Source organism: Basfia succiniciproducens, from assembly GCF_011455875.1.
Classification (GTDB): Bacteria; Pseudomonadota; Gammaproteobacteria; order Enterobacterales; family Pasteurellaceae; genus Basfia; species Basfia succiniciproducens.
Map to the genome: position 1 here is coordinate 521,181 of NZ_CP015031.1, position 22,230 is coordinate 543,410.

At 43.0% G+C, this 22,230-nt stretch carries 19 protein-coding genes and 1 other RNA gene; 12 read left to right on the top strand and 8 right to left on the bottom strand.

Annotated features, from left to right (window positions below; all coding sequences use genetic code 11):
- The first annotated feature begins 151 nt into the window (after positions 1-151).
- A complete protein-coding gene (gene metX / locus A4G13_RS02390; RefSeq protein WP_090654572.1) occupies positions 152-1,231 on the top strand; it encodes a homoserine O-acetyltransferase MetX in 1,080 nt (359 codons plus the stop codon).
- Positions 1,232-1,323: 92 nt separating this feature from the next.
- Here metX and folK read toward each other — a convergent pair whose 3' ends face one another.
- From folK to dksA, 3 genes are all read right to left on the bottom strand, one after another.
- The gene (gene folK, locus A4G13_RS02395; RefSeq protein ID WP_090654575.1) at positions 1,324-1,809 is read right to left on the bottom strand and encodes a 2-amino-4-hydroxy-6-hydroxymethyldihydropteridine diphosphokinase; all 486 of its coding nucleotides are present in this window, start codon (positions 1,807-1,809) and stop codon (positions 1,324-1,326) included.
- 5 nt (positions 1,810-1,814) lie between these two features.
- The gene (gene pcnB / locus A4G13_RS02400) at positions 1,815-3,125 is read right to left on the bottom strand and encodes a polynucleotide adenylyltransferase PcnB (RefSeq protein ID WP_243739750.1); all 1,311 of its coding nucleotides are present in this window, start codon (positions 3,123-3,125) and stop codon (positions 1,815-1,817) included.
- 341 nt (positions 3,126-3,466) lie between these two features.
- Complete coding sequence (dksA, locus tag A4G13_RS02405) at positions 3,467-3,916, bottom strand: RNA polymerase-binding protein DksA (RefSeq protein WP_011200104.1); 450 nt, start codon at positions 3,914-3,916, stop codon at positions 3,467-3,469.
- 532 nt (positions 3,917-4,448) lie between these two features.
- On the opposite strand from dksA, the gene A4G13_RS02410 reads away from it, so the two are divergent.
- From A4G13_RS02410 to uvrC, 7 genes are all read left to right on the top strand, one after another.
- Positions 4,449-6,866 (top strand): DNA internalization-related competence protein ComEC/Rec2, encoded by a 2,418-nt coding sequence (locus A4G13_RS02410; protein ID WP_165898044.1) that lies wholly within the window; start codon positions 4,449-4,451, stop codon positions 6,864-6,866.
- 74 nt (positions 6,867-6,940) lie between these two features.
- Entirely contained in the window at positions 6,941-8,689 is a 1,749-nt protein-coding gene (gene msbA / locus A4G13_RS02415) for a lipid A ABC transporter ATP-binding protein/permease MsbA (protein WP_041640174.1), read from the top strand.
- A 271-nt stretch (positions 8,690-8,960) separates the two neighbouring features.
- The gene (lpxK, locus tag A4G13_RS02420) at positions 8,961-9,938 is read left to right on the top strand and encodes a tetraacyldisaccharide 4'-kinase (RefSeq protein WP_090654584.1); all 978 of its coding nucleotides are present in this window, start codon (positions 8,961-8,963) and stop codon (positions 9,936-9,938) included.
- Positions 9,928-10,113 carry a Trm112 family protein gene (locus A4G13_RS02425; RefSeq protein ID WP_090654586.1) on the top strand — a complete coding sequence of 62 codons (186 nt, stop codon included), beginning with the start codon at positions 9,928-9,930 and terminating at the stop codon, positions 10,111-10,113. Before lpxK ends, A4G13_RS02425 begins: the two co-directional genes overlap by 11 nt.
- Entirely contained in the window at positions 10,110-10,889 is a 780-nt protein-coding gene (gene kdsB / locus A4G13_RS02430; RefSeq protein WP_090654588.1) for a 3-deoxy-manno-octulosonate cytidylyltransferase, read from the top strand. The genes A4G13_RS02425 and kdsB overlap by 4 nt, the downstream gene beginning before the upstream one ends.
- A gap of 10 nt (positions 10,890-10,899) precedes the next feature.
- Positions 10,900-11,544: a YidB family protein gene (locus A4G13_RS02435; protein ID WP_090654589.1), complete on the top strand. Its 645-nt coding sequence runs from the start codon at positions 10,900-10,902 to the stop codon at positions 11,542-11,544.
- Positions 11,545-11,633: 89 nt separating this feature from the next.
- A complete protein-coding gene (gene uvrC, locus A4G13_RS02440) occupies positions 11,634-13,460 on the top strand; it encodes an excinuclease ABC subunit UvrC (protein WP_090654591.1) in 1,827 nt (608 codons plus the stop codon).
- A 67-nt stretch (positions 13,461-13,527) separates the two neighbouring features.
- Here uvrC and A4G13_RS02445 read toward each other — a convergent pair whose 3' ends face one another.
- Entirely contained in the window at positions 13,528-14,352 is an 825-nt protein-coding gene (locus A4G13_RS02445; RefSeq protein ID WP_090654593.1) for a DNA ligase, read from the bottom strand.
- A gap of 261 nt (positions 14,353-14,613) precedes the next feature.
- Here A4G13_RS02445 and A4G13_RS02450 point away from each other — a divergent pair, with 261 nt between their 5' ends.
- On the top strand, positions 14,614-15,762 hold the full coding sequence (locus tag A4G13_RS02450; RefSeq protein ID WP_090654594.1) for a 5-methyltetrahydropteroyltriglutamate--homocysteine S-methyltransferase: 1,149 nt from the start codon (positions 14,614-14,616) through the stop codon (positions 15,760-15,762).
- Between the two features lie 109 nt (positions 15,763-15,871).
- Here the strand turns inward: A4G13_RS02450 and A4G13_RS02455 are convergent, their stop codons facing one another.
- The 3 genes from A4G13_RS02455 to A4G13_RS02465 all read right to left on the bottom strand — a co-directional run bounded on the left by A4G13_RS02455 (position 15,872) and on the right by A4G13_RS02465 (position 19,346).
- Positions 15,872-16,735 (bottom strand): DUF808 domain-containing protein, encoded by an 864-nt coding sequence (locus tag A4G13_RS02455; protein ID WP_090654597.1) that lies wholly within the window; start codon positions 16,733-16,735, stop codon positions 15,872-15,874.
- Between the two features lie 73 nt (positions 16,736-16,808).
- Positions 16,809-18,569: a 30S ribosomal protein S12 methylthiotransferase accessory factor YcaO gene (gene ycaO / locus A4G13_RS02460; RefSeq protein WP_090654600.1), complete on the bottom strand. Its 1,761-nt coding sequence runs from the start codon at positions 18,567-18,569 to the stop codon at positions 16,809-16,811.
- A 63-nt stretch (positions 18,570-18,632) separates the two neighbouring features.
- Complete coding sequence (locus A4G13_RS02465; protein WP_090654602.1) at positions 18,633-19,346, bottom strand: methyltransferase domain-containing protein; 714 nt, start codon at positions 19,344-19,346, stop codon at positions 18,633-18,635.
- 30 nt (positions 19,347-19,376) lie between these two features.
- Between A4G13_RS02465 and gloB the strand changes: the two genes are divergently transcribed.
- Entirely contained in the window at positions 19,377-20,087 is a 711-nt protein-coding gene (gloB, locus tag A4G13_RS02470) for a hydroxyacylglutathione hydrolase (protein ID WP_011200123.1), read from the top strand.
- Between the two features lie 52 nt (positions 20,088-20,139).
- Positions 20,140-21,027, top strand: a complete 888-nt coding sequence (locus tag A4G13_RS02475) for a Dyp-type peroxidase (RefSeq protein ID WP_090654604.1) — start codon at positions 20,140-20,142, stop codon at positions 21,025-21,027.
- A gap of 94 nt (positions 21,028-21,121) precedes the next feature.
- Here A4G13_RS02475 and tesB read toward each other — a convergent pair whose 3' ends face one another.
- Positions 21,122-21,982 (bottom strand): acyl-CoA thioesterase II, encoded by an 861-nt coding sequence (gene tesB / locus A4G13_RS02480; protein ID WP_090654606.1) that lies wholly within the window; start codon positions 21,980-21,982, stop codon positions 21,122-21,124.
- 135 nt (positions 21,983-22,117) lie between these two features.
- Between tesB and ffs the strand changes: the two genes are divergently transcribed.
- Positions 22,118-22,211: signal recognition particle sRNA small type (gene ffs / locus A4G13_RS02485), an RNA gene on the top strand.
- Positions 22,212-22,230: the final 19 nt, after the last annotated feature.

Below are 22,230 nucleotides of genomic sequence, written 5' to 3' on the forward strand. Positions count from 1 at the left end.
AAAACTGCGGTAAGTTCAAGTGTAAATTTCTCGCAATATAATTTTAGCCGTTTAGACGTCTAAAATTTCTTGACAATATTTTGAGATAAGGATAGCTTATAACAAAATCTGCAAAGACGGATTGAGTATTAAATAATTAATGGATTCTTCAATGTCAGCACAGCAAGTAACCCTTTTTACGGAACAACCCTTAGACCTGATTTTTGGCGGGCAGCTCGGGCAAATAGATGTCGCTTACCAAACTTACGGTACATTGAATGAAGATAAAAGCAATGCGGTATTAATTTGTCATGCGTTGACCGGTGATGCGGAACCTTATTTATCACCGGCGGAAAATCAAGCCGGAGGCTGGTGGCAAAGCTTTATGGGCGAAGGATTGGCTTTGGACACTTCCCGTTATTTTTTTATTTGCTCAAACGTATTAGGCGGCTGCAAAGGCACAACCGGGCCGGCTTCGATTAATCCGAAAACCAATAAACCCTACGGCAGCCAATTTCCCAAAGTTACCGTTCAAGATATCGTCCGCCTTCAAAAAGCACTTATTTCTCATTTAAATATTCCTCATTTGCATGCGGTAATCGGCGGATCATTCGGGGGGATGCAGGCGACCCAATGGGCGATTTATTATCCTGATTTTGTGGATAAAGTCGTTAATCTCTGCTCATCACTGACTTTCAGTGCGGAGGCTATCGGTTTCAATCATGTAATGCGGCAAGCGATTATTAATGATCCTAATTTTAATAACGGCGATTATTATGAGGGTGAGCCCCCTGAAAACGGATTATCTATCGCCAGAATGCTCGGTATGTTGACTTACCGTACGGATCTGCAGTTGGCAAAAGCTTTTGGTCGCGCCACCAAAAACGAAGGGCATTACTGGGGCGATTACTTTCAGGTTGAATCTTATTTAAGTTATCAGGGGCAGAAATTTTTAGGCCGTTTTGATGCAAACAGCTATCTGCATTTATTACGGGCTTTAGATATTTATGACCCGAGTATCGGCTTTGATAATATCAAAGAAGCGTTGTCGCGTATTAAGGCGCATTATACTTTAGTGGCGGTAACCAACGATCAACTATTCAAATTAACGGATTTGCATAAAAGCAAAACTTTATTGGAGCAGGCGGGGGTTCCGCTGGATTATTACGAATTTCCTTCCGATTACGGGCACGACGCTTTTCTGGTGGATTACGATACCTTTGAACCGAAAATTCGCAGCGGGTTGGAATAGGATTCGGACTGACAACCGGAACTAATAAAAGTGCGGTCAAAAATGTAGGATTTTTGAAAATAGAGGGCGCCAAACAGGGCGCCTATAAATTTTTAAGGTTTGTAGCAAATCTTCATATCATGATTTGCAAAGTTTTTAGCCAGTTCAGCTATCGCAATTCCTTGCGGCAGGATCAAATTCGGGGCGATTTCATACAGAGGAATAATCACAAATTCCCGGTTGGTCATATCATAATGGGGAAGGGTTAAACGTTCCGATTTTATCACTAAATCGTCGTAAAGCAGAATGTCCAAATCCAGAGTGCGCTCGCCCCAACGGCGTAAACGCACGCGCCCTTGTTCGTTTTCAATTTGTTGCAAATAATCCAGCAATTCTAAAGGTGCAAGTTCGGTGTGAATACAGGCGACGGCATTTACATAATCGGGTTGATCCTGCGGGCCTAACGGTTTGCTTTGATAAAATGAGCTTACCGCACTTAATGATGTTTGAGGCAACTTGTTAAGTGCGGTTAATGCTGAATTCAGCTGTTCTATAGGCGTATTCAAATTACTGCCAAGGGCGATATAAACGGTTTTCATTATAATTATGGGTTAGTTGCCGTTTTAACTTTGGGTTTACGCCGGCGGGGACGATAGAATTTTTTCTTGCCTTGAGGATGTTGTTTATCCTGTTCTTTTACCAATGCCGAGCGTTGCTCATCGGTACTTAGTTGATATTCATGCCACCAGGCCGAAAGCTCAATGGCTTCACCGCCCTCAATTTCGGCGCGCATCGCCAATAAATCAAAGGCGGCGCGGAATTTATTATGTTCCATGGTACGTTCCGGCGCTTTGCCGTTACGTTTTAGTAGTTGCAACTGTAAAAACCAAATATCCCGAATAGTTGCCGTATGACGACGGGGAGCCGCTAAGTTTTTACAGAACAAATCTAAAATTTCATTGTTTGCTAAGGCATAAGCGTCATGGTTATTTAATCCGCCTTCATTTTTGAGAATTTCCACTTTTTCACGCAGCGGATACCAAAAAAATGCGGCGAATAAAAACGCAGGATTCACCCGGAGTTTGTCGGCGATCCGTTCATCGGTAGAAGTTAGCGCAGCGAGGATCATTCGCTCCGCAAAACTGTCGCCGCGTTCGGTGAAATAAGGCATTAGCGAAGGGAAAAGCTGCTCGAATAAGTGGTATTCACGTAACAGATTATAGGTTTTTACCCCTTGCCCGGATTGCAATAATTTTAAACTTTCGTCGAATAGACGCGCCGGCGGAATGTTTTTTAACAAATGGGCGAGTTTACGAATATGAGGGGCACTCGATTTGTCCAAGAACATATCTAATTTAGCCATGAAACGAATGGATCGTAACATACGCACGGGATCTTCCTGATAACGGGTAACCGGGTCGCCGATAAGACGCAACTTACCCGCTTTGAGATCCTCTATTCCGTTAAAGTAATCATAAACTAAATTATCTTTCGGGCTGTAATAAAGAGCATTAACGGTGAAATCCCGGCGCTCGGCATCCTGTTCTAAGGTGCCGTAAACATTGTCGCGCAGCAACATACCTTCTTCACTTTGTTTTGAAGCGTTTTCATTTTCAATATCGCTATGGTTCGCCCGGAATGTCGCTACTTCAATAATATCTCGGCCAAACATAATATGAGCCAGACGGAAACGGCGCCCTACCAAGCGGCATTGACGCTGAAAAATTGCCTGAATCTGATCCGGGCGTGCATTGGTTGCCACATCAAAATCTTTGGGTTTTTTATCCAATAATAAATCGCGCAAACAACCGCCGACTACATAAGCCTCATAACCGTTACGGTTTAATTTTTCCACCACGGACAGCGCATTTTTGCTGATCATTCGCGGATTAATGCCTAACAGATTGGCTCTGATGGCAAATTTATTTAAAGTGCGGTGTGTTTTATGGGATTTTTTATTCGGTGTTTTTGTATGATGAGCGTGAGGCCGTTCGAGTTTGGTTTCCGCTCGAGCGGTTTTTTTTATGTTGCTTGATTCTGTTGCCTGTTTTTTAGATTTTTTAGTAAACAGGTTTTTTATGTAAGTGAAAATAATTCGCCTCGTTTAGGTATCTAAAATGAGAAAAAGCTTTCGCCTTTAATGATGAAAGCTATCTGAAAAAAGGAAATAATTATACTAAAATGTCCATTTCCTTCAATACCTATATCCCCCGAAACAGGGGGATATGTGCTTAAAATATACAGCAATGTGAAAATTTAATAGCCCATTTGTTTTTCACGCACTTCCGCAAGAGTTTTGCAATCAATGCAAAGGTCTGCGGTCGGACGGGCTTCTAAACGGCGGATACCGATTTCAACACCGCAGGAATCGCAATAACCGAAATCTTCGGTTTCTAATTTTTTTAACGTGCTTTCGATTTTTTTCATTAGTTTACGTTCGCGATCACGGGTACGTAATTCCAAGCTGAATTCTTCTTCTTGTGTCGCACGATCGGCAGGATCCGGGAAATTAGCCGCTTCGTCTTGCATATGACTCACAGTACGAGTGGTTTCTTGGATAATTTGATTGCGCCAGGCTTCTAAGATTTTTTTAAAGTGAAGCAGTTGCGCTTCATTCATATATTCTTCGCCTGCTTTTTCTTTGTAAGGCTCCACACCGGCTAAAGCTAAAAGGCTTAAGGACGCTTTATTTGTGTTTGTAGTCATATTGATCTCCTAATATAAATCATCCATTTAATCTAAACTGCGCAGAACCGAGATTCAGGAAAAATCAACATTCGGCAAATAGTTCAGGAAAATTGAATATAGGGTCTGTTTATAAAAGATAAACAAACGATTTTCAACGCAGAGTCGGCGAAAAATAAGCTCGTCCCTTCGGGTTGTGCCTAAAATAGCCACATGCGTTGTTGTAAAACTTGTTAATAGGACTGCTATTCACCGCGCTTTACACCTAGCCTGTGGCTATTTTAGGCACAACGCAACCGGTTATAGTTATAAAAGATAAACAGCCCCTAACACAATACCTCTAAATTTTGTTCGGGTATTTTGAAAGGCGATATAAATAGCAGAACTTTTGCCATTTGGCAAATAAATTTACCTGAACTGATGTAAATTTTAACGAATTTATTTTCTTTATGTGAGCTGGAACACAAAAATAATCAATGTAGCTTGGTGCAAAAACGGCTTTATTTTAATGTCTTCCGATTCATATTGATGATTCGTTGGAAGATAAAATTTGATGAAATTGGACTTATTTTTATTTTGTTTTATTGTCAATACGTTATGTTTACTGGTGTTGCCCGAATCTTTTTTATTGGATTTTCCGCTATTTTTACATTTTCTTTTTCCGCTTGTCATTGCGGCTTTTATTTATTGGTTCAAATACCGACGGTTATGGCGCGGCTTTTATTATTTATTTTGTGGGTTGATTGCCGTTTTTTATATTCATTTCCAGGCTTTGTCGCTATTTCGGGCGGCGGACGGAGTGAAATATCTACCGGCAAAGGTGCAAACGGATTTTGTTATTGATGAAATCCTTTATCAGCGGGATTATCGGAATATTATTGTTAAAGCGCAATTAGCGCCGGAATTCAAACCTCAGCGTATTTATGTAAACTGGCAAGCGGATCAAGCGGTTAAAACGGGGGAAAAATGGCGGGGCGAGTTGCATTTGAGAGCCGTTTCTTCCCGTTTGAATTACGGTGGTTTTGATAAACAGAAATGGTATTACGCCCAAGGAATTACCGCTTGGGCGAAGGTAAAAAGTGCGGTCAAAATTTCGGAAGATTTATCATTACGCCAACAATTATTTAATCATTATCTCGCGCAGACTGAACACCTTCGGCAGCAGGGACTATTAATGGCACTTGCTTTTGGCGAGCGGGCTTGGTTGCAGGAAGATGTGTGGCAGATTTACCGGAAAACCAACACCGCTCATCTGATTGCCATATCCGGATTACATATTGGCTTGGCGATGTTGCTGGGCACGGGAGTGGCCAGATTGATTCAGTTTTGCTTGCCGACCCGCTATATTTCGCCTTATTTCCCGATGTTGAGCGGGCTGGTATTCGCCGCCGTTTATGCGGGACTTGCGGGCTTTGCCATTCCTACATTACGAGCCTTAATCGCGTTGGTTATTGTCAGCTTGCTTAAGTTGTTACGCGGTTATTGCAATGTATGGCAGTTATTTTTGCGCGTTATCGGCGTACTGTTTATATTTGATCCGTTAATGGTGCTATCAAATAGCTTTTGGCTGTCGGTTTGCGCGGTTTTTAGCCTGATTTTGTGGTATCAGATTTTTCCGTTAAATTTACTTGAGTGGAAAGGCAAATCCGTGACAGACGGAAAGTTCGCCTGGTTATTCGGGTTGATTCATTTGCAATTAGGTTTGTTTTGCCTGTTTAGCCCGATGCAGCTAATGACTTTTCAAGGGATTTCTTTAGCGGGCTTTTGGGCGAATTTAATTATTGTGCCGTTATTCAGCTTTTTATTGGTACCCGTTATTTTATTTGCCCTGTTTTCCAACGGCGCCTGGGAAAGCTGGCTGATTGCGGATTGGCTGGCGCAATGGTTTACGCATTTATTAAGTTATTTTCAGGATTATTGGATTGGGGTAAGCAACCAAACTTCGTGGTTGATTTGTTGTCTGTTATGCTTGTTATTGTTAACCGTAGTGCATTTTATTTATCCGTTGAAAAAACAAATTCCGGAAAAAAATGAATTATTAACGCAATTCAAAACTAAAAAAATTTCACTGAAAAGCGACCGCACTTTATCACCGGTTTTAAGAAAATATTTAGTTTCCGTTGCGGCGCTCTTTTTAGCTTCAGGCGCGATGCTTTGGCTTTATCAGCAATGGCGGCAACCGGATTGGCGCTTCGAGACTTTAGATGTGGGGCAGGGGCTGGCGAATCTGATTGTAAAAGACGGACGCGCCGTCTTGTACGACACCGGAGCCGGCTGGAAAAGCGGTAGCATGGCGCAGTCGGAAATTATTCCGTATTTGCAGCGACAAGGGTTGATATTAGAAAAGGTCATCTTGAGCCATGATGATAATGATCATTCGGGCGGAATTGCCGATATTTTGCAAGCTTATCCCAGTATTAATATTTTACAGCCTTCGATGGTAAATTATGAGAAAACCGAGCAAAATTCCTTCAATTTCGACCGCACTTTTTGCAAGCAAGGGCTGAATTGGCAATGGCATGGGCTGAATTTTCAGGTGCTTGCACCGGCTAAAATTGCAGAGCGAGCGAATAATACGGATTCTTGCGTATTATTAATTGATGACGGACAATACAAATTGCTGTTAACCGGCGATGCGGATTTGGCGGCGGAACAGCAGTTTGTAGCGCATTTGGGCAAAGTGAACGTCTTGCAGGTGGGGCACCACGGCAGCAAAACATCCACGGGTGAAGCGCTGATAAAACAAATCAAGCCGGATTTCGCCCTGATTTCAGCCGGACGTTGGAATCAATGGGGTTTTCCTCATCCGGTTGTGACACAACGGCTGAAACGGCATAAAAGTGCGGTCTATAATACGGCATTTTCGGGACAGATTTCATTCGAGTTTTATCCGAATAAAATTGAGGTGAAAACCGCAAGAAGCAATTATCAGCCTTGGTTTCGGCAGATTGTAGGCGGCGAGCGGGATTGATATTTGGATCCTATTACAATATAGGTTACAATGCGCCAATTATTTTTTTGAGAAGATATACATTTATGCAAAAACTGCAAGAAAACGATCTGTCAACAAGCCAAACCTTTAAGCGCCTATGGCCGACTATCGCGCCTTTTAAAATCGGTTTAATTGCGGCCGCCGCCGCGTTAGTGTTAAACGCGTTGACCGATTCGGGCTTAATTTATCTGTTAAAACCCTTACTTGATGACGGTTTTGGTAAAGCGGATACCTCTTTTTTGAAATTGATGGCGGTGTTAGTCATCGTCTTTATTTTTATCCGCGGTATCACCAGTTTTATTTCAAGTTATTGCTTAGCCTGGGTCTCGGGCAAAGTGGTGATGACCATGCGTCGCCGGTTATTCAAACATTTGATGTATATGCCGGTGAGTTTTTTTGATCAAAACTCCACAGGGCGCTTGCTTTCCCGTATCACTTACGACAGCGAACAAGTGGCGAACTCATCGTCAAACGCGCTGGTAACCATTGTGCGTGAAGGCGCTTATATTATTTCGTTGTTAGCGGTAATGATTGCCACAAGCTGGCAGCTTTCCGTAGTGCTTTTCATTATCGGCCCGGTTATCGCGGTGCTGATTCGTTTGGTGTCTAAAATTTTCCGTCGCTTGAGTAAAAATATGCAGAACTCAATGGGCGAATTAACGGCGACGGCGGAACAAATGCTGAAAGGACATAAAGTTGTGCTTTCGTTCGGTGGTCAGCAAATTGAAGAACAACGTTTTAACGAAGTCAGTAACGATATGCGCCGTAAAGGCATGAAAATGGTGGTTGCCGATGCTATTTCGGATCCGATTGTACAAATTATTGCTTCATTGGCGTTATCGGCGGTGCTTTATTTGGCTACCATCCCAAGTATTATGAGTCAAAATCTGAGTGCCGGCTCGTTTACTGTTGTGTTTTCTTCCATGCTGGCGATGTTGCGCCCGTTAAAATCCCTTACCAATGTGAACTCTCAATTCCAACGCGGTATGGCGGCCTGCCAAACCCTGTTTGATATTCTGGACCTTGATACCGAGAAAGATAAGGGTAAATATGAAGCGGAGCGGGTGAAAGGCGACGTGAGCTTCAAAGATGTGAGTTTTACTTATCAGGGTAAAGATCAACCGGCGCTAAAACATCTGTCTTTTGACATTCCTCACGGTAAAACCTTTGCTTTAGTGGGGCGTTCCGGTTCGGGAAAATCCACTATTGCTAATTTAGTGACCCGTTTTTACGATATCAATCAGGGCGAAATTTTGCTGGATGGCGTTAACGTGCAGGATTATACCTTATCTAATTTGCGTACCCATTGTTCCGTGGTTTCACAACAGGTGCATTTATTCAACGATACCATTGCCAATAACATTGCTTATGCGGCGAAAGACAAATACAGCCGGGAACAAATCATTGCGGCGGCAAAAGCGGCGCATGCAATGGAGTTTATTGAGCCTTTAGAAAACGGCTTGGATACCGTAATCGGCGAAAACGGTGCGAGTTTATCGGGCGGTCAACGCCAGCGTTTAGCTATCGCCCGCGCCTTATTGCGCGATTCGCCGGTGCTGATTCTTGACGAAGCCACATCCGCATTGGATACGGAATCCGAACGGGCTATTCAGGCGGCGTTGGAAGAACTGCAAAAAGACCGCACGGTACTTGTTATTGCACATCGCCTTTCTACGATTGAAAAAGCGGATGAAATTCTGGTTATTGATCACGGCGAGATCTGTGAGCGCGGTAGCCATGAAGAATTACTGGCATTGAACGGTGCTTATAAACAGCTGCATAAAATGCAGTTTAACGGCTAGTTGCCGTCATTTATAATAAAAAAAGTGCGGTCGTTTTTTGTTGATTTTTAATAAATAGAGCCGTGTTTTTTATTAATAAAATCATATCAACGTAGGGTGGGATTTATCCCACCAATAGTAATTAATTGTTATAAACAGCGGGATAAATTCTCCTGTAACAGGGCTCAAATTTAAGGACTTTTAGGATTTATCGGTGGTTTAGAGCCTATATTTTTTTATGTCCTTATCCCCATTTTAACGGGCTGGCGCCCTCCATACCGGGATGTTGAAGATGAAATTTTGGTATACTAAATCTTGGATTGCTTATCTGTTACTCCCTTTTTCTTGTCTTTTTTGGCTGGTGAGCCAATGTCGTCGTTGGCTTTTTCAAGCCGGTATCATAAAATCCTATCGTGCACCGGTTCCCATAGTGATTGTGGGTAATTTATCCGTCGGCGGCAACGGTAAAACACCGGTGGTTATTTGGCTGGTGAAAGCTTTGCAGCAAAAGGGTTTACGCGTGGGCGTGATTTCCCGCGGTTATGGCAGCCAATCGGCGGTTTATCCTTTATTAGTCACGGAAAAAACCGATCCGCTGGAAGGCGGTGACGAGCCGGTATTGATCGCGCAAAGAACTCAGGTACCGGTATGTATTTCGGCAAACCGGCAACAGGCAATAGAATTGTTATTACAAACTCAGCCCTGCGATGTGATTGTCAGCGATGACGGTTTGCAGCACTACAAATTACAGCGGGATTTTGAAATTGTAGTTGTGGATGCGCAGAGAGGTTTCGGCAACGGCTTTGTTATGCCCGCCGGGCCTTTGCGGGAATTACCGAGCCGTTTGGATTCCGTAGATTTAGTGATTGCCAACGGTAAAGCTAACCGATACAGTCAAACGGTGATGACTTTAGCCGCCGACTACGCGGTTAATTTAGTGACAAAAGAAAAACGTTTATTGACAGAGTTTGAATCCGGCTCGGCCTTTGCCGGGATTGGTAATCCTCAACGTTTTTTTACTATGTTACAGGGCTTTGGTATTCAATTAAAACAAACTTATGAATTTCAGGATCATCAAAAATTCAGTGCGGAATTATTCGCAAAATTTTCAAAAAACGAACCGCACTTTATGACGGAAAAAGATGCGGTGAAATGTTTTCCCTTTGCCCGGGAAAATTGGTGGTATGTGCCTGTTGAGGCAAAAATAACCGGTCAAAGTGCGGTCAATTTTATTGAAAATATTGTAGAAAGGGTAAAAAATGGACAGTAGATTGCTTGAAATTATCGCCTGTCCCAGATGTCAGGGGCGGTTGCAATTAGATAAAGAAAATGAGCGTTTGATTTGCCGTTTTGAGCATATTGCGTTTCCGATCGTTCAAGGCATTCCCGTTTTATTAATTGAAGAAGCCGTTTCTTTAGCGGAAGATCCTAAGGATATAACATGACAAATTTTACTGTAATTATTCCGGCTCGTTTTGCTTCAAGCCGTTTACCGGGTAAGCCCTTAGCGGATATTGCCGGCAAACCCATGATTATTCATGTGTTGGAAAAAGCGCGGTTATCGGGGGCGACAAGAGTAGTTGTGGCGACCGATAATGAAGAAGTAAAGCAAGCCGTCGAACAGTTTGGCGGCGAAGTATGTATGACTTCGGCAAAACACAATTCCGGCACCGAACGTTTAGCCGAGGTAGTGGAAACGCTTAATATTCCCGATGATGAAATTATTGTGAATATTCAGGGCGACGAACCTTTGATTCCGCCGGTTATCGTTTCGCAAGTTGCTGAAAATTTATGTAAATTTAAAGTAAATATGGCAAGTTTGGCAGTGAAAATTCATGAATCGGCGGAACTTTTTAACCCTAACGCCGTCAAAGTGCTGACCGATAAAGACGGCTATGTGTTATATTTCTCCCGAGCGCCGATTCCCTGGAATAGAGACGCCTTTGCAAGGCTCAACTCCGGCGAGTTAAAGCAGGAAGAATTAGACTTGGCGGATCATTATTTACGTCATATCGGTATTTATGCATATCGCGCGGGCTTTATTAAGCAATATGTGCAATGGAAACCGAGCGCCTTAGAGCAAATCGAAAGCCTGGAACAGCTTAGAGTGCTTTGGTACGGGGAAAAAATTCACGTGGAGTTAGCGAAAGAAATTCCGGCTGTTGGCGTCGATACCGCAGAAGATCTTGAGAAAGTAAGAGCTATTTTATCAAATTTTTAAGGAACAGACTATGTTAGATAAAATCATTGGTGCGGTAATTAGTAACGCATTGGGTGGTAATTCAACTAATAATTCATCAAATTCATCGCTGATCAGCAATGTGTTAGGTTCATTATTGCAATCCCAGGGAGGTATGGAAGGTATTTTCAATAAATTGCAGCAAGGCGGTTTGGATAATTTATTGGAGTCCTGGATTGGTACCGGCAGAAACCAACCGATGCAGGCAAACCAAGTCTCCGAAGTGTTTGGCGAAGATACTATTTCTAGTGTTGCCCGTCAGGCAGGGGTGCCTGCATCACAAGCGCAGGATATTTTATCCCAGGCTTTACCGCAAATTATTGATATGCTTACACCGAACGGTCGTGAAGGCGGGGTGAGAACAGACAGCCTAACTCAGGCGACTCAACAGGTTCAGCAGGATAACGGATTTGGTTTAGACGATTTAATCGGCGGTGTATTGAGCAGTGTGTTAGGCGGTGGTCAACAACAATCCGCACAACCTGAACAACAACGTTCTCAGGGCGGATTAGAGGATTTATTAAGCCAAATGCTGAATACTCAAACTCGTTCCAGCCGCACGCCTACGGCAAGTACAAATGATGAATTGGCGCAGGATATCGGTTCGATTTTAGACGGTTTCTTTAAACAACGTTAATCGCTGTTTTATGAAAATAAGGCATGAACATAGTTCGTGCCTTATTTTTTTGGTAGGATTAGAGAAAAATTATTACAGAAAAATTTGTTATGTTTGATTCCAAAAAATTTCTCGCCAATGTGACCCACGATCCGGGCGTTTATCGTATGTTTGATGATAAAGATACGGTGATTTATGTGGGCAAAGCTAAGGATTTAAAAAAACGGCTATCAAGCTATTTTCGCGCCAACTTAAGCAGTAAGAAAACGGAAGCGCTGGTGGCCTCCATTTGCCGTATCGAAACCACGATCACCACTTCCGAAACGGAAGCGTTATTACTTGAACATAACTATATTAAAACTTTTCAGCCGCGTTATAACGTATTATTAAGGGACGATAAATCCTATCCTTATATTTTATTAACAAAAGAACGCCATCCTAGAATTACCTCTCACCGGGGCAGCAAAAAGGTGACGGGTGAATATTTCGGGCCTTATCCACATGCCGGTGCGGTACGCGAAACCCTGTCTTTATTGCAAAAATTATTCCCTATTCGGCAATGTGAAAATTCCGTTTATGCCAACCGTTCTCGCCCTTGCCTGCAATATCAGATTGGTCGCTGTTTAGCGCCTTGCGTTTCGGGTTATGTTTCCGATGAAGAATACAATCAGCAAGTGGGTTATGCGCGTTTATTCCTACAAGGCAAAGATCAACAGGTCTTGGATCATCTGATTGGGAAAATGGAACGGGCAAGCCGAGCATTAAACTTTGAGGAAGCCGCTCGTTATCGGGATCAAATCCAGGCGGTACGTTCCGTTATTGAAAAACAATTCGTATCAAACGAGCGGTTGGATGATATGGATATTATTGCCATTGCCTATAAGTTAGGTATTGCCTGTGTCCATGTTTTATTTATTCGTCAAGGTAAAATTTTGGGTAATCGAAGCTATTTCCCTAAAGTGCCGGAGAATACTTCATTGTCCGAGCTGACGGAAACCTTTGTAGGGCAGTTTTATTTACAGGCTCATCAAGGGCGAACCATTCCGAACAGCATTATTGTAGATCGTAAATTGGAAGAAAAGGCGGAACTGGAAAGTCTGCTTACGGATCAAGCCGGTCGTAAGGTTAGTATTCAGGACAATATTAAAGGCAATAAGAGCAAATATCTGCATTTAGCGCAAATGAACGCTCAAGCGGCGTTAGCGCTGCAATTAAAGCAATCATCCTTGATTCATGAACGTTATAAGGAATTACAGCAACTACTGGGTATTGAAAAAATTCATCGTATGGAATGTTTCGATATCAGCCATACCATGGGACAGCAAACTATCGCATCTTGTGTAGTTTTTAACGAAGAAGGCCCGCTAAAGTCCGATTATCGCCGCTTTAATATTGAAGGTATTACCGGCGGTGATGACTACGCCGCCATGGAACAGGCGTTAAAAAAACGCTACGACAAAGATCTTGAGTTGGAAAAAATCCCTGACATCATTTTTATTGACGGTGGTAAAGGGCAGCTTAACCGTGCGTTAAAAGTATTCCATGAACTCCAGGTAAAATGGGATAAAAACCGACCGCACTTAATCGGTGTAGCAAAAGGTGTGGATCGTAAAGCGGGTTTGGAAACCCTGATTATCAGCAAACAAGAACGGGAAATCAATTTACCGGCAGACAGCCTTGCGTTGCATTTAATTCAGCATATTCGTGATGAGAGCCATAATCACGCCATTAGCGGCCATCGCAAAAAGCGGCAGAAAGCCTTTACCCAAAGCGGGCTGGAAACTATTGAAGGAGTAGGCGCAAAACGCCGCCAAGCGTTGCTTAAATATTTAGGCGGTATGCAAGGAGTGAAAAATGCCACTCAGGATGAAATCGCCTCCGTCCCCGGTATTTCCGTAGCATTAGCGGAGAAAATTTTTGAGGCGTTACATCATTAAATTTTCTCATCTTATAAAGTGCGGTAAAAAATCAGCGAATTTTCACCGCACTTTTCAGTATAAATTTTTATGGAGTCTCTTGCAGATCCTCTCGTTTTCGCCAATAAGTGGCGAATCTCGGTTTTCCGGTTTTGGTTAATCCCCTGTATTTATAGGTGATAACAGAGCCTACGGCCGGCGGATTTACGCGATCTTCCAATGTAAAACCCGAACCTATTCTGAATTTTCCCCGTTGATTTTTGCAAGTCAGCGCGCCCAATGCATTGGCGAATTGCCCCTTGCCTTTGTGATGCGCGATGACCGTGCATTCTTCGTCTAAATGGGATTTTAATTTAAGGATTTGTGTGCTGCGCTTATTTTCATAAGGTGCATTGGGATTGCGCAGCACAACGCCTTCGCCTTTTTGGGTTTCAACTTGTTGCAAAAATTGCCGTACGTGATTTTTATCCCGAATCGGAATTTGTTCAATAATTTCAATATAAGAAGTGCGGTTTGTTTTCAGATAATTTTTTAATGTCGCCAGGCGGGTAAATAAATCGCCCGGCGCTTCGGGTACGTCAAACACATAAAGTTTCAGCTTGTGCCAGCCTTTGTCTTGCTGTGAGCGGGTAATTGACGAAATTTCGGCAAATTGATCCCGTTGGCTGAATAATTCGCCGTCGATGGGAAACGGCGGAAAATTTTCAAGAAAATAATCGGGAGCGGCAAGAATGCCGCCTTGCCGGCTAATAAGTTGCTTTCCGTCCCAATAACCGCGAACGCCGTCTAATTTTTCGCTCATTACCCAGCCTGTAATATCCTGATTTTTATAATTTTCTAATAACATCAATGCGGGTTCTTTGGCTTGTACCGGCAAAGTTGATAACAACAGAATCATTATCCGTTTTTTCATTTTTTATTTCTCCGAACAGAATCGGCATAATTTTATGTATCGCTTTCGCGGTGAAAAGATCTTTTGAAAGAATTTGCGGTGAAGATCGATAAAATAGAAAAATTTTTCAAAAAAGTGCGGTCAAAATCCGGCATTTTTTGAATGGTGACGGATTTTTATGAATCCGTTTCATAATGGATAAGAAATATTTTCACCTCAGAAGGGGATAAAATTCTGTTAGAATCACTAAACATAAAATTTATTCATATAAGGAAAATAATAATGACAAAGTTATTCCCAAACGCAACAGTACGTACTTCGGCACCTTACCGTTTTGATATTGTCGGTAGTTTTTTGCGCTCCGACGCCATAAAATCCGCAAGAGCGGCTTGCGCCTGCGGCGATATTTCATGCGCCGATTTAACTCGGGCGGAAGATGCGGAAATCGCAAAATTAGTAGAACGGCAAAAATCCGTCGGTCTGCATGCGGTAACAGACGGTGAATTCCGTCGTACATTCTGGCATTTGGACTTTTTAGCCGGTTTAGACGGTGTGGAAGAAGTGGATGCCGAAAAGTTTTCCGTACAGTTCAAACATCATAATGTGCGACCGAAAACCTTGAAAATTGTCGGTAAAGTGGATTTTTCGGAAAATCATCCTTTCGTTGAACATTTCCGTTCCGTAAATGAATTGGCAAAAGGCACCGAAGTGAAATTTACTATTCCTTCGCCTTCTATGCTGCATTTAATCACCAATGTGCGAGCGACAAATTATCAACCGATTCCCCGTTATGAAAATAACAATCAGCAATTATTGGATGACATCGCCGACGCTTACATTAAAGCAATGAATATTTTCTATAAACTGGGTTGTCGTAATCTGCAATTAGACGACACCAGTTGGGGTGAGTTTTGTGCGGAAGATAAACGCGCCGCTTATCAGGAACGGGGCTTTGATTTAGACCAAATCGCTAAGGACTACGTGTATATGCTCAATAAAATCGTGGACGCCAAACCGGCGCAGGATATTGCGATCACCATGCACATCTGCCGCGGTAATTTCCGTTCAACCTGGTTTTCGGCGGGCGGTTATGAACCCGTGGCGGAAATTTTATTCGGCAGCTGCCGGGTGGACGGTTTTTTCTTAGAATACGATTCTGATCGCGCCGGCGATTTTAAACCTTTACGTTTCATCAAGAATCAGCAAGTGGTACTGGGCTTGGTTACGTCGAAAGACGGCACATTGGAAAACCGTGAGGACATCATTAACCGCATTAAAGAAGCGGCGCAATATGTGGATATTAACCAGCTCTGTTTAAGCCCGCAATGCGGCTTTGCTTCGACGGAAGAAGGCAATATCTTAACGGAAGAACAGCAATGGGCAAAACTCAACTTTATTCGTGAAATTGCGGAAGAAGTCTGGGGTAAATAGGATCTGTTTATAAAAGATAAACAGCCCCTGATTTCAAATAAAAAGTGCGGTCAAAAATTGACGATTTTTTTAGATAAAAATCAGTAAAATTTGACCGCACTTTTTTCAATTAATGGGCTTTTCTGCTGAATAATTTAAGTAAAGGCAGAATAACCGCGCAGGCGATGGCGCCGATAATCATGCCTGTCAGTCCTTCTACCAGCCAGGCAAGCTGATGATAAATCCGAAATTGTTCGACAAAGTGGTGAATTTCCGGTAGATAATGCACGAAAATACCGCCGCCGACCAAAAACATAGCGATAGTGCCGATGACGGACAATGACCGCATAAACCAAGGCATGATAAATAATAGAAACTCACCGGATTTTTGTGAAAATTTACCGTTTTTTCGAAGCAACCACAAACCGATATCATCAAGTTTAACGATCAATCCTACCAAACCGTAAACGAAAACGGTGATCCCCAAGCCAACGGCACTTAAGGTGAGAATTTTTGTGGAAATATCCGCCTGTTGAATACTGCCTAAGGCAATGATGATAATTTCGGCAGAGAGAATGAAATCGGTACGAACGGCACCTTTGATTTTATCTTTCTCATCGCTGCTATCTTTTATTTCTTCATGTTGTTCCTGGTGGATAAATTTGTGTAGGAGTTTTTCTACACCTTCGAAACATAAATAGGCACCGCCCGCCATTAATAAAATATTAATGGCGGAAGGGAAGTAAACCGACAACAATAACGCCAGCGGAATGAGGATAACTTTATTTATCAGCGACCCGCGCGCAACGGAAAACACAACGGGCAATTCTCGTTCGGCGCCGATATCTTTGCCGCTGACCTGATTTGCGTTTAAGGCTAAATCGTCGCTGATTAGACCTACGGTTTTTTTAGCCGCAACCTTAGTCATTACGGATACGTCGTCAAGTACCGAGGCGATATCGTCCAATAAAGTGAATAATGAGCTAAATGCCATAATTTATTTCCTAAATAAAATATTCAACTAAAAACGCACATTAAGCGTGCGTTTTACGTTTGTTGAAAAAGGTTTATTTCCAGTTTTCACGTTTTGCCGTTTGCAGTTTTTCGTATGCTTTTAAGAGCTTTTGATGTGCCTGAAATTTGTTTAAGTGCTCATCATCGGCTAATAAATCATAAAACGGATTACCGCCTTGAACGGCATTCCAGGCAAAATCTGCGGCGGTTTTACCATACATTTTTTCAAATACGTTGCGGTATTGTATCGGCGTACGCGATTCATCCAGAAATAATTCAAGGGTGCTGATTAAACAGCGGTAATAGTTTGCTCGTTCGGGAGTGAAAACCGAACTATTCATGTTATATGTCCAGTTTGCCCATTCCAGCGCCATTTCTAAATCACCTAAGGCCAAATGCAGCATGGATTTTAATTCGCCCGTACGCAAAGTCACCCAGCCGGATTTCGGCGGCGCCACTAAACCGATGAATTCACGCACACGGGTTGCATCGTCGATGGCTTGTTCGTCTAATTCTTCAAGCAGTTCCAGATAAGTTTCTTTATCGTGATGGAAGTGCGGTAAATCCAATAAGATTTCTCGCCACTCCATACCCATATTGTTATTCGCATAGATTAAATCGTCCGCCGGATAAATATCCGACATGCCGGGCACGATACTGCGACAGGCATAGACATCTAAGTGATTGTAATCCATGATATAAACTTCTTTTTTATCTTCGTTGAAGATATTCATTAAGTTGTCGTATTCTTCATGGCTGGTGCCGGAGAAATCCCAGTGTACAAAGTCGTAATCCGCTTCGTCTTTAAACAGATCCCAAGAGATTAAACCGCTGGAGTCGATAAAATGGGTTTCAAGATTTGCTAAATCCGCCACATCTCCATTATTAAAGGAAGGCGGCGAGAAGACGTCTAAATCTTTCAGACTACGCCCTTGTAATAATTCCGTTACCGTACGTTCAAAGGCTACCTGAAAATTCGGATGGGCGCCGAATGAAGCAAAGCAAGTGCCGTTATTCGGGTTTAATAAAATCACACAAATCACCGGATATTTACCGCCTAGCGAAGCATCATAAGCCAAAATAGGGAAACCTTCTTCCTCTAATTTGTTAATGGATGCGGCAACGGTCGGATATTGCTCTATAACTTCCTGAGGAATCGGCGGCAGACTGATAGCTTCTTTTAAAATACGGTTTTTTACATAACGTTCAAATACTTCCGACAAACCCTGTACGCGCGCTTCGTACTTAGTATTACCCGCAGACATACCGTTTGAGGCATATAAATTGGCAATAATGCTTTGCGGAATATAAACGGTTTGCTGATCCGATTGGCGTACATAAGGCATAGCGACAATGCCGCGATCGTAATTGCCGGATTGCAGATCCACTAATAATTCAGGAGTTAGTTCCCGATTCGGATCGAAATAATTCAATAGGAACTCGTCTAAAATCCCTTCCGGTATGCTTGAATCATCTTCAATCGGGAACCATTTTTCAGTGGGATAATGGACGAATTCACCGTTGGCAAGATCTTGCCCTAAATAGTAATCGGAAAAGAAATAGTTGGTGGAAAGACGCTCAAAATATTCGCCTAATGCCGAGGCAAGCGCCGCTTTTTGGCTGCCGCCTTTACCGTTGGCAAAACATTGCGGGCAATCTTTATCGCGAATATGAACGGACCATACGTTTGGTACGGGGTTCAACCAAGAGGCTTCTTCAATATTAAAACCGAGTGCGGTCAGTTTTTGTTGAAATTTTGCGATACTGTCTTCCAGCGCAGCATCTTTACCGGGAATAAAAGTTTGTTCAGTCATGCTTTTCTCATCAGTTTAAAAGTTCCGTGCATAATAGAGAAGAACCGGAAGATGAGCAAGCGTTTATTCATTAATCCGTTTGAAGGCGGCTTCCGGGCTGAAAACGTCTTCCTGATGGAACTGAATTTTCTGTGCCTGTGAACTGAGCGAACAGGTTCTTTTTTGGGCAATAATCACGGTTAACGGCGAAAAAAGGGAAAAATGCTGCCGGTGCTGAAGAGCAAGGTTTTCGCATTGTAAAATATCAAAATTAAGCAGCTCCAGCCAATCGATTATGAGCCAGGTCGGATATTGACGAAACGGGAATTTTTCATAAGGTGTTTGATGAAATTGCCGTTTAAACGCAAGGATGCTCAAGGGGTTGAATAAAGAAATAAACAGTAGTCCGCTTTCCGTAGTAACCCGGGTTATTTCCCGCAATAATCGGTGCGGATCGGCGCAAAAGTTTAAATTATTGGCAAGTAGGCAGGCATCGATAGATTCTTCAATTAACGGCAATTCCGTTACCTTGCTTCGTACGACGGAAGTGCAGGGTTGCAGGCAAAGTGCGGTCAGATTTTGCGGAATTTCGGGGCTGATAACAAGCTGATGGCGCATAGGCAAATCCAGTCCGATTTCCGCACTTAAGCCGCCGAGTTTCAGAATTTGGTCGCCCAAAATATTTGATAACCAATGGGAAAAATACCGGTTAAGTGCGTTACAATATAGCGTCCCGTTAGGGATTTGTTGCCAACTGGTCGGTAACTTAAGTTCTGTCGCGTGTTTGGCGTGCCACATATTATCACCTCATAGAAATAGGACGTTTTTATGCTAGTTCCAATACCTGCTCTTAATGATAACTATATTTGGCTCTACGGGCGAGAAAATTTGCCGGTTATTGCGATAGATGTTGCAGAATGTAAAAATTTATCGGCATATTTAACGCAGCATCATTTGCAACTGGAAGCCGTTTTATTAACTCATTATCACGACGATCATACCGGCGGTGTGGAAGAATTAAAGCGCTATTATCCCGATATTCCCGTTTACGGACCTGCCGAAACCGCCGATAAAGGCGCAACACATATTGTTAACGAGGGAAATATCCAAACCGCACATTATCGGATTGAAGTTGTTCCCAGCGGCGGACATACGGCAAATCATGTCAGCTATCTTATTGATAATCATCTGTTTTGCGGCGATACGTTATTTTCAGCCGGGTGCGGCAGAGTCTTTACCGGCGATTACGGGCAAATGTTTGAATCTATAACCCGTTTAAAGCAATTGCCTGACAAAACCGTCATTTGTCCGGCGCATGAATATACGCTGAGTAATTTGGTTTTTGCCGAAGCTTTCGCTCCTAATGAGAAAGTAAAAAGTGCGGTCAAAAATCAACGAATTTCGGTGGAATCGTTACGGGCGCAGAATAAGCCTAGTTTGCCGACCACATTGGCGTTGGAAAAAAACATCAATCCGTTTTTACAGGCTGAAAATTTGGCTGATTTTATTTATTTACGTAAAGCAAAGGACAATTTTTAGGCGGCTTATAGTAGAATAACCGATAACTTATTTATTAATTAAGGAGCTTATTATGACAGTTCAAAGCGGACTTTTATTAGAACATTGTAAAGCGGCAATTTATCTCGAAAGTGAAATTCATAATTTATCGCTAATTCCCAAAGCCTGCCGTCAATTTAATCGGGCGTTGGAGCAATTACGCGAGCAGTATCCCGACGCCATGTTGGGAGCTGTGGTGGCATTCGGTGATAACGCCTGGAAGCGGTTATCGCAAAACAGTGCGCCGGAGCTTAAGTCTTTTGTTGCTTTAGGCAAAGGTAATCTGGCGGCACCGGCGACACAGCAGGATTTATTGGTACATATTCAATCTTTACGGCCTGATGTGAATTTTAGTGCGGCAAAAGCGGCAATGGATGCGTTTGGCGAGGCTATTCGGGTTATGCAGGAAATTCACGGTTTCCGCTGGGTGGAAGAACGTGATTTAACCGGTTTTATTGACGGTACGGAAAATCCGCAAGGTGATGACAGACCTGTAGTCGGCACCATAGCGGAAGGTGAAGATGCCGACGGTAGTTATGTGATGACACAACGCTATGAACATGAATTAGCCAAATGGGAAAAGCTTTCTCAGCATAAGCAGGAACAAGTTATCGGCAGAACTAAGCCGGACAGCGAAGAATTAGATGAAGTGCCGGAAACCTCCCATGTGGGGCGCACGGACTTAAAAGAAGACGGCAAAGGTTTAAAAATCTTGCGTCAAAGTTTACCGTACGGTACGGCGAGCGGTACAAACGGTTTATTCTTTATCGCCTATTGTGCGACTTTGCATAATATCGAACAGCAATTGCTCAGTATGTTCGGCGAGAAAGACGGCAAAACCGACCGTTTGTTAGGGTTTACCAAACCGGTTACCGGCAGCTATTATTTTGCACCGTCACTGGAAAAATTATTATCATTGTAATGCGATAAAGACATCCGCTCTAAAAAGAGCGGATTCGGTATTTTGAGAAAAATAAAATCGGCGGGATTTATTCCGCCATTTGTATTATGGCTTACTATTCAACGTAACGTATAAGTCCTTCTTGTTGAGTGGTGGCAATTAATCGCCCCGCCTTATCGAAAATTTGTCCGCGCGCCAACCCCCGGGCGGCAAAGGCGTTATTACTTTCAATGGCGTACAACAACCAATCGTTTAGGTCAAAAGAACGATGGAACCAAATGCTGTGGTCAATGGTAGCCACCTTCATTCCTTTTTGTAAAAAGCCTTTCGCATGCGGGTGGAGTGCGGTCAAAATACAGTGAAAATCGGAAAAATAAGCTAATAAACATTTTTGGATATTTTGGTCTAACGGTGATTTGCCGTTTGCTCGAACCCAAATGTATTGCTCTGGCGGTAATTCCGTACCGAGGAACGGATTATTAATATATTTCGCACGAATATCAAAAGGACGTTTGGCGGTAAATTTATCCCGTACCGATTCGGGAATATATTGCGCCGCTTTTTTTAATGCGTCGGATTCGGACATGAATTCTTCCGGCGAGCCGATTTCCGGCATCTTAACCTGGTGCTCAAACCCCGATTCTTCAACCTGAAAGGAGGCGGTTACATGGCAAATAGGATGACCGTACTGAATGGCTTTTACCCGCAAGGCGGTAAAATTTCGCCCTTCGCGTAAGGTTTCCACATCATAAATTATTGGCCGCTGACTGTCTCCCGGTGCAAGAAAATAGGCGTGGCAGGAATGGAGCAGGCGATCTTTCGGCGCTACCTGCATCGCGGCGGAAAGTGCCTGAGCGACTACTTGCCCGCCAAAAACCTGACGGAAACCGAGATCCTGACAGCCGCCGCGAAATAATGCGTCATCTAATTGTTCTAATTTCAGCAAATGAATAAGATTGTCTAATACTTCTGACATGTTATGTTCCTTGGTTATTCTGTGCGTGGGTAAAGTTTAGCCGCTTAAGTATAAACCCTGGATAAAGATTTGCAATCATCGGGGAGTTATTGCATAATGAGCGCCATTAACCGCAAGGTTAAGTCTATGGAGGCCCTCTTGGTTCCTCGCAATGATGTTCGGTTTATTAGGTCAGGTTCGGAAGAAAGCAGCCGGAGTCGAGATTTTCGTGTGCCGAGATCAAGCTGGGAGGGTCTCCACCCAACTTA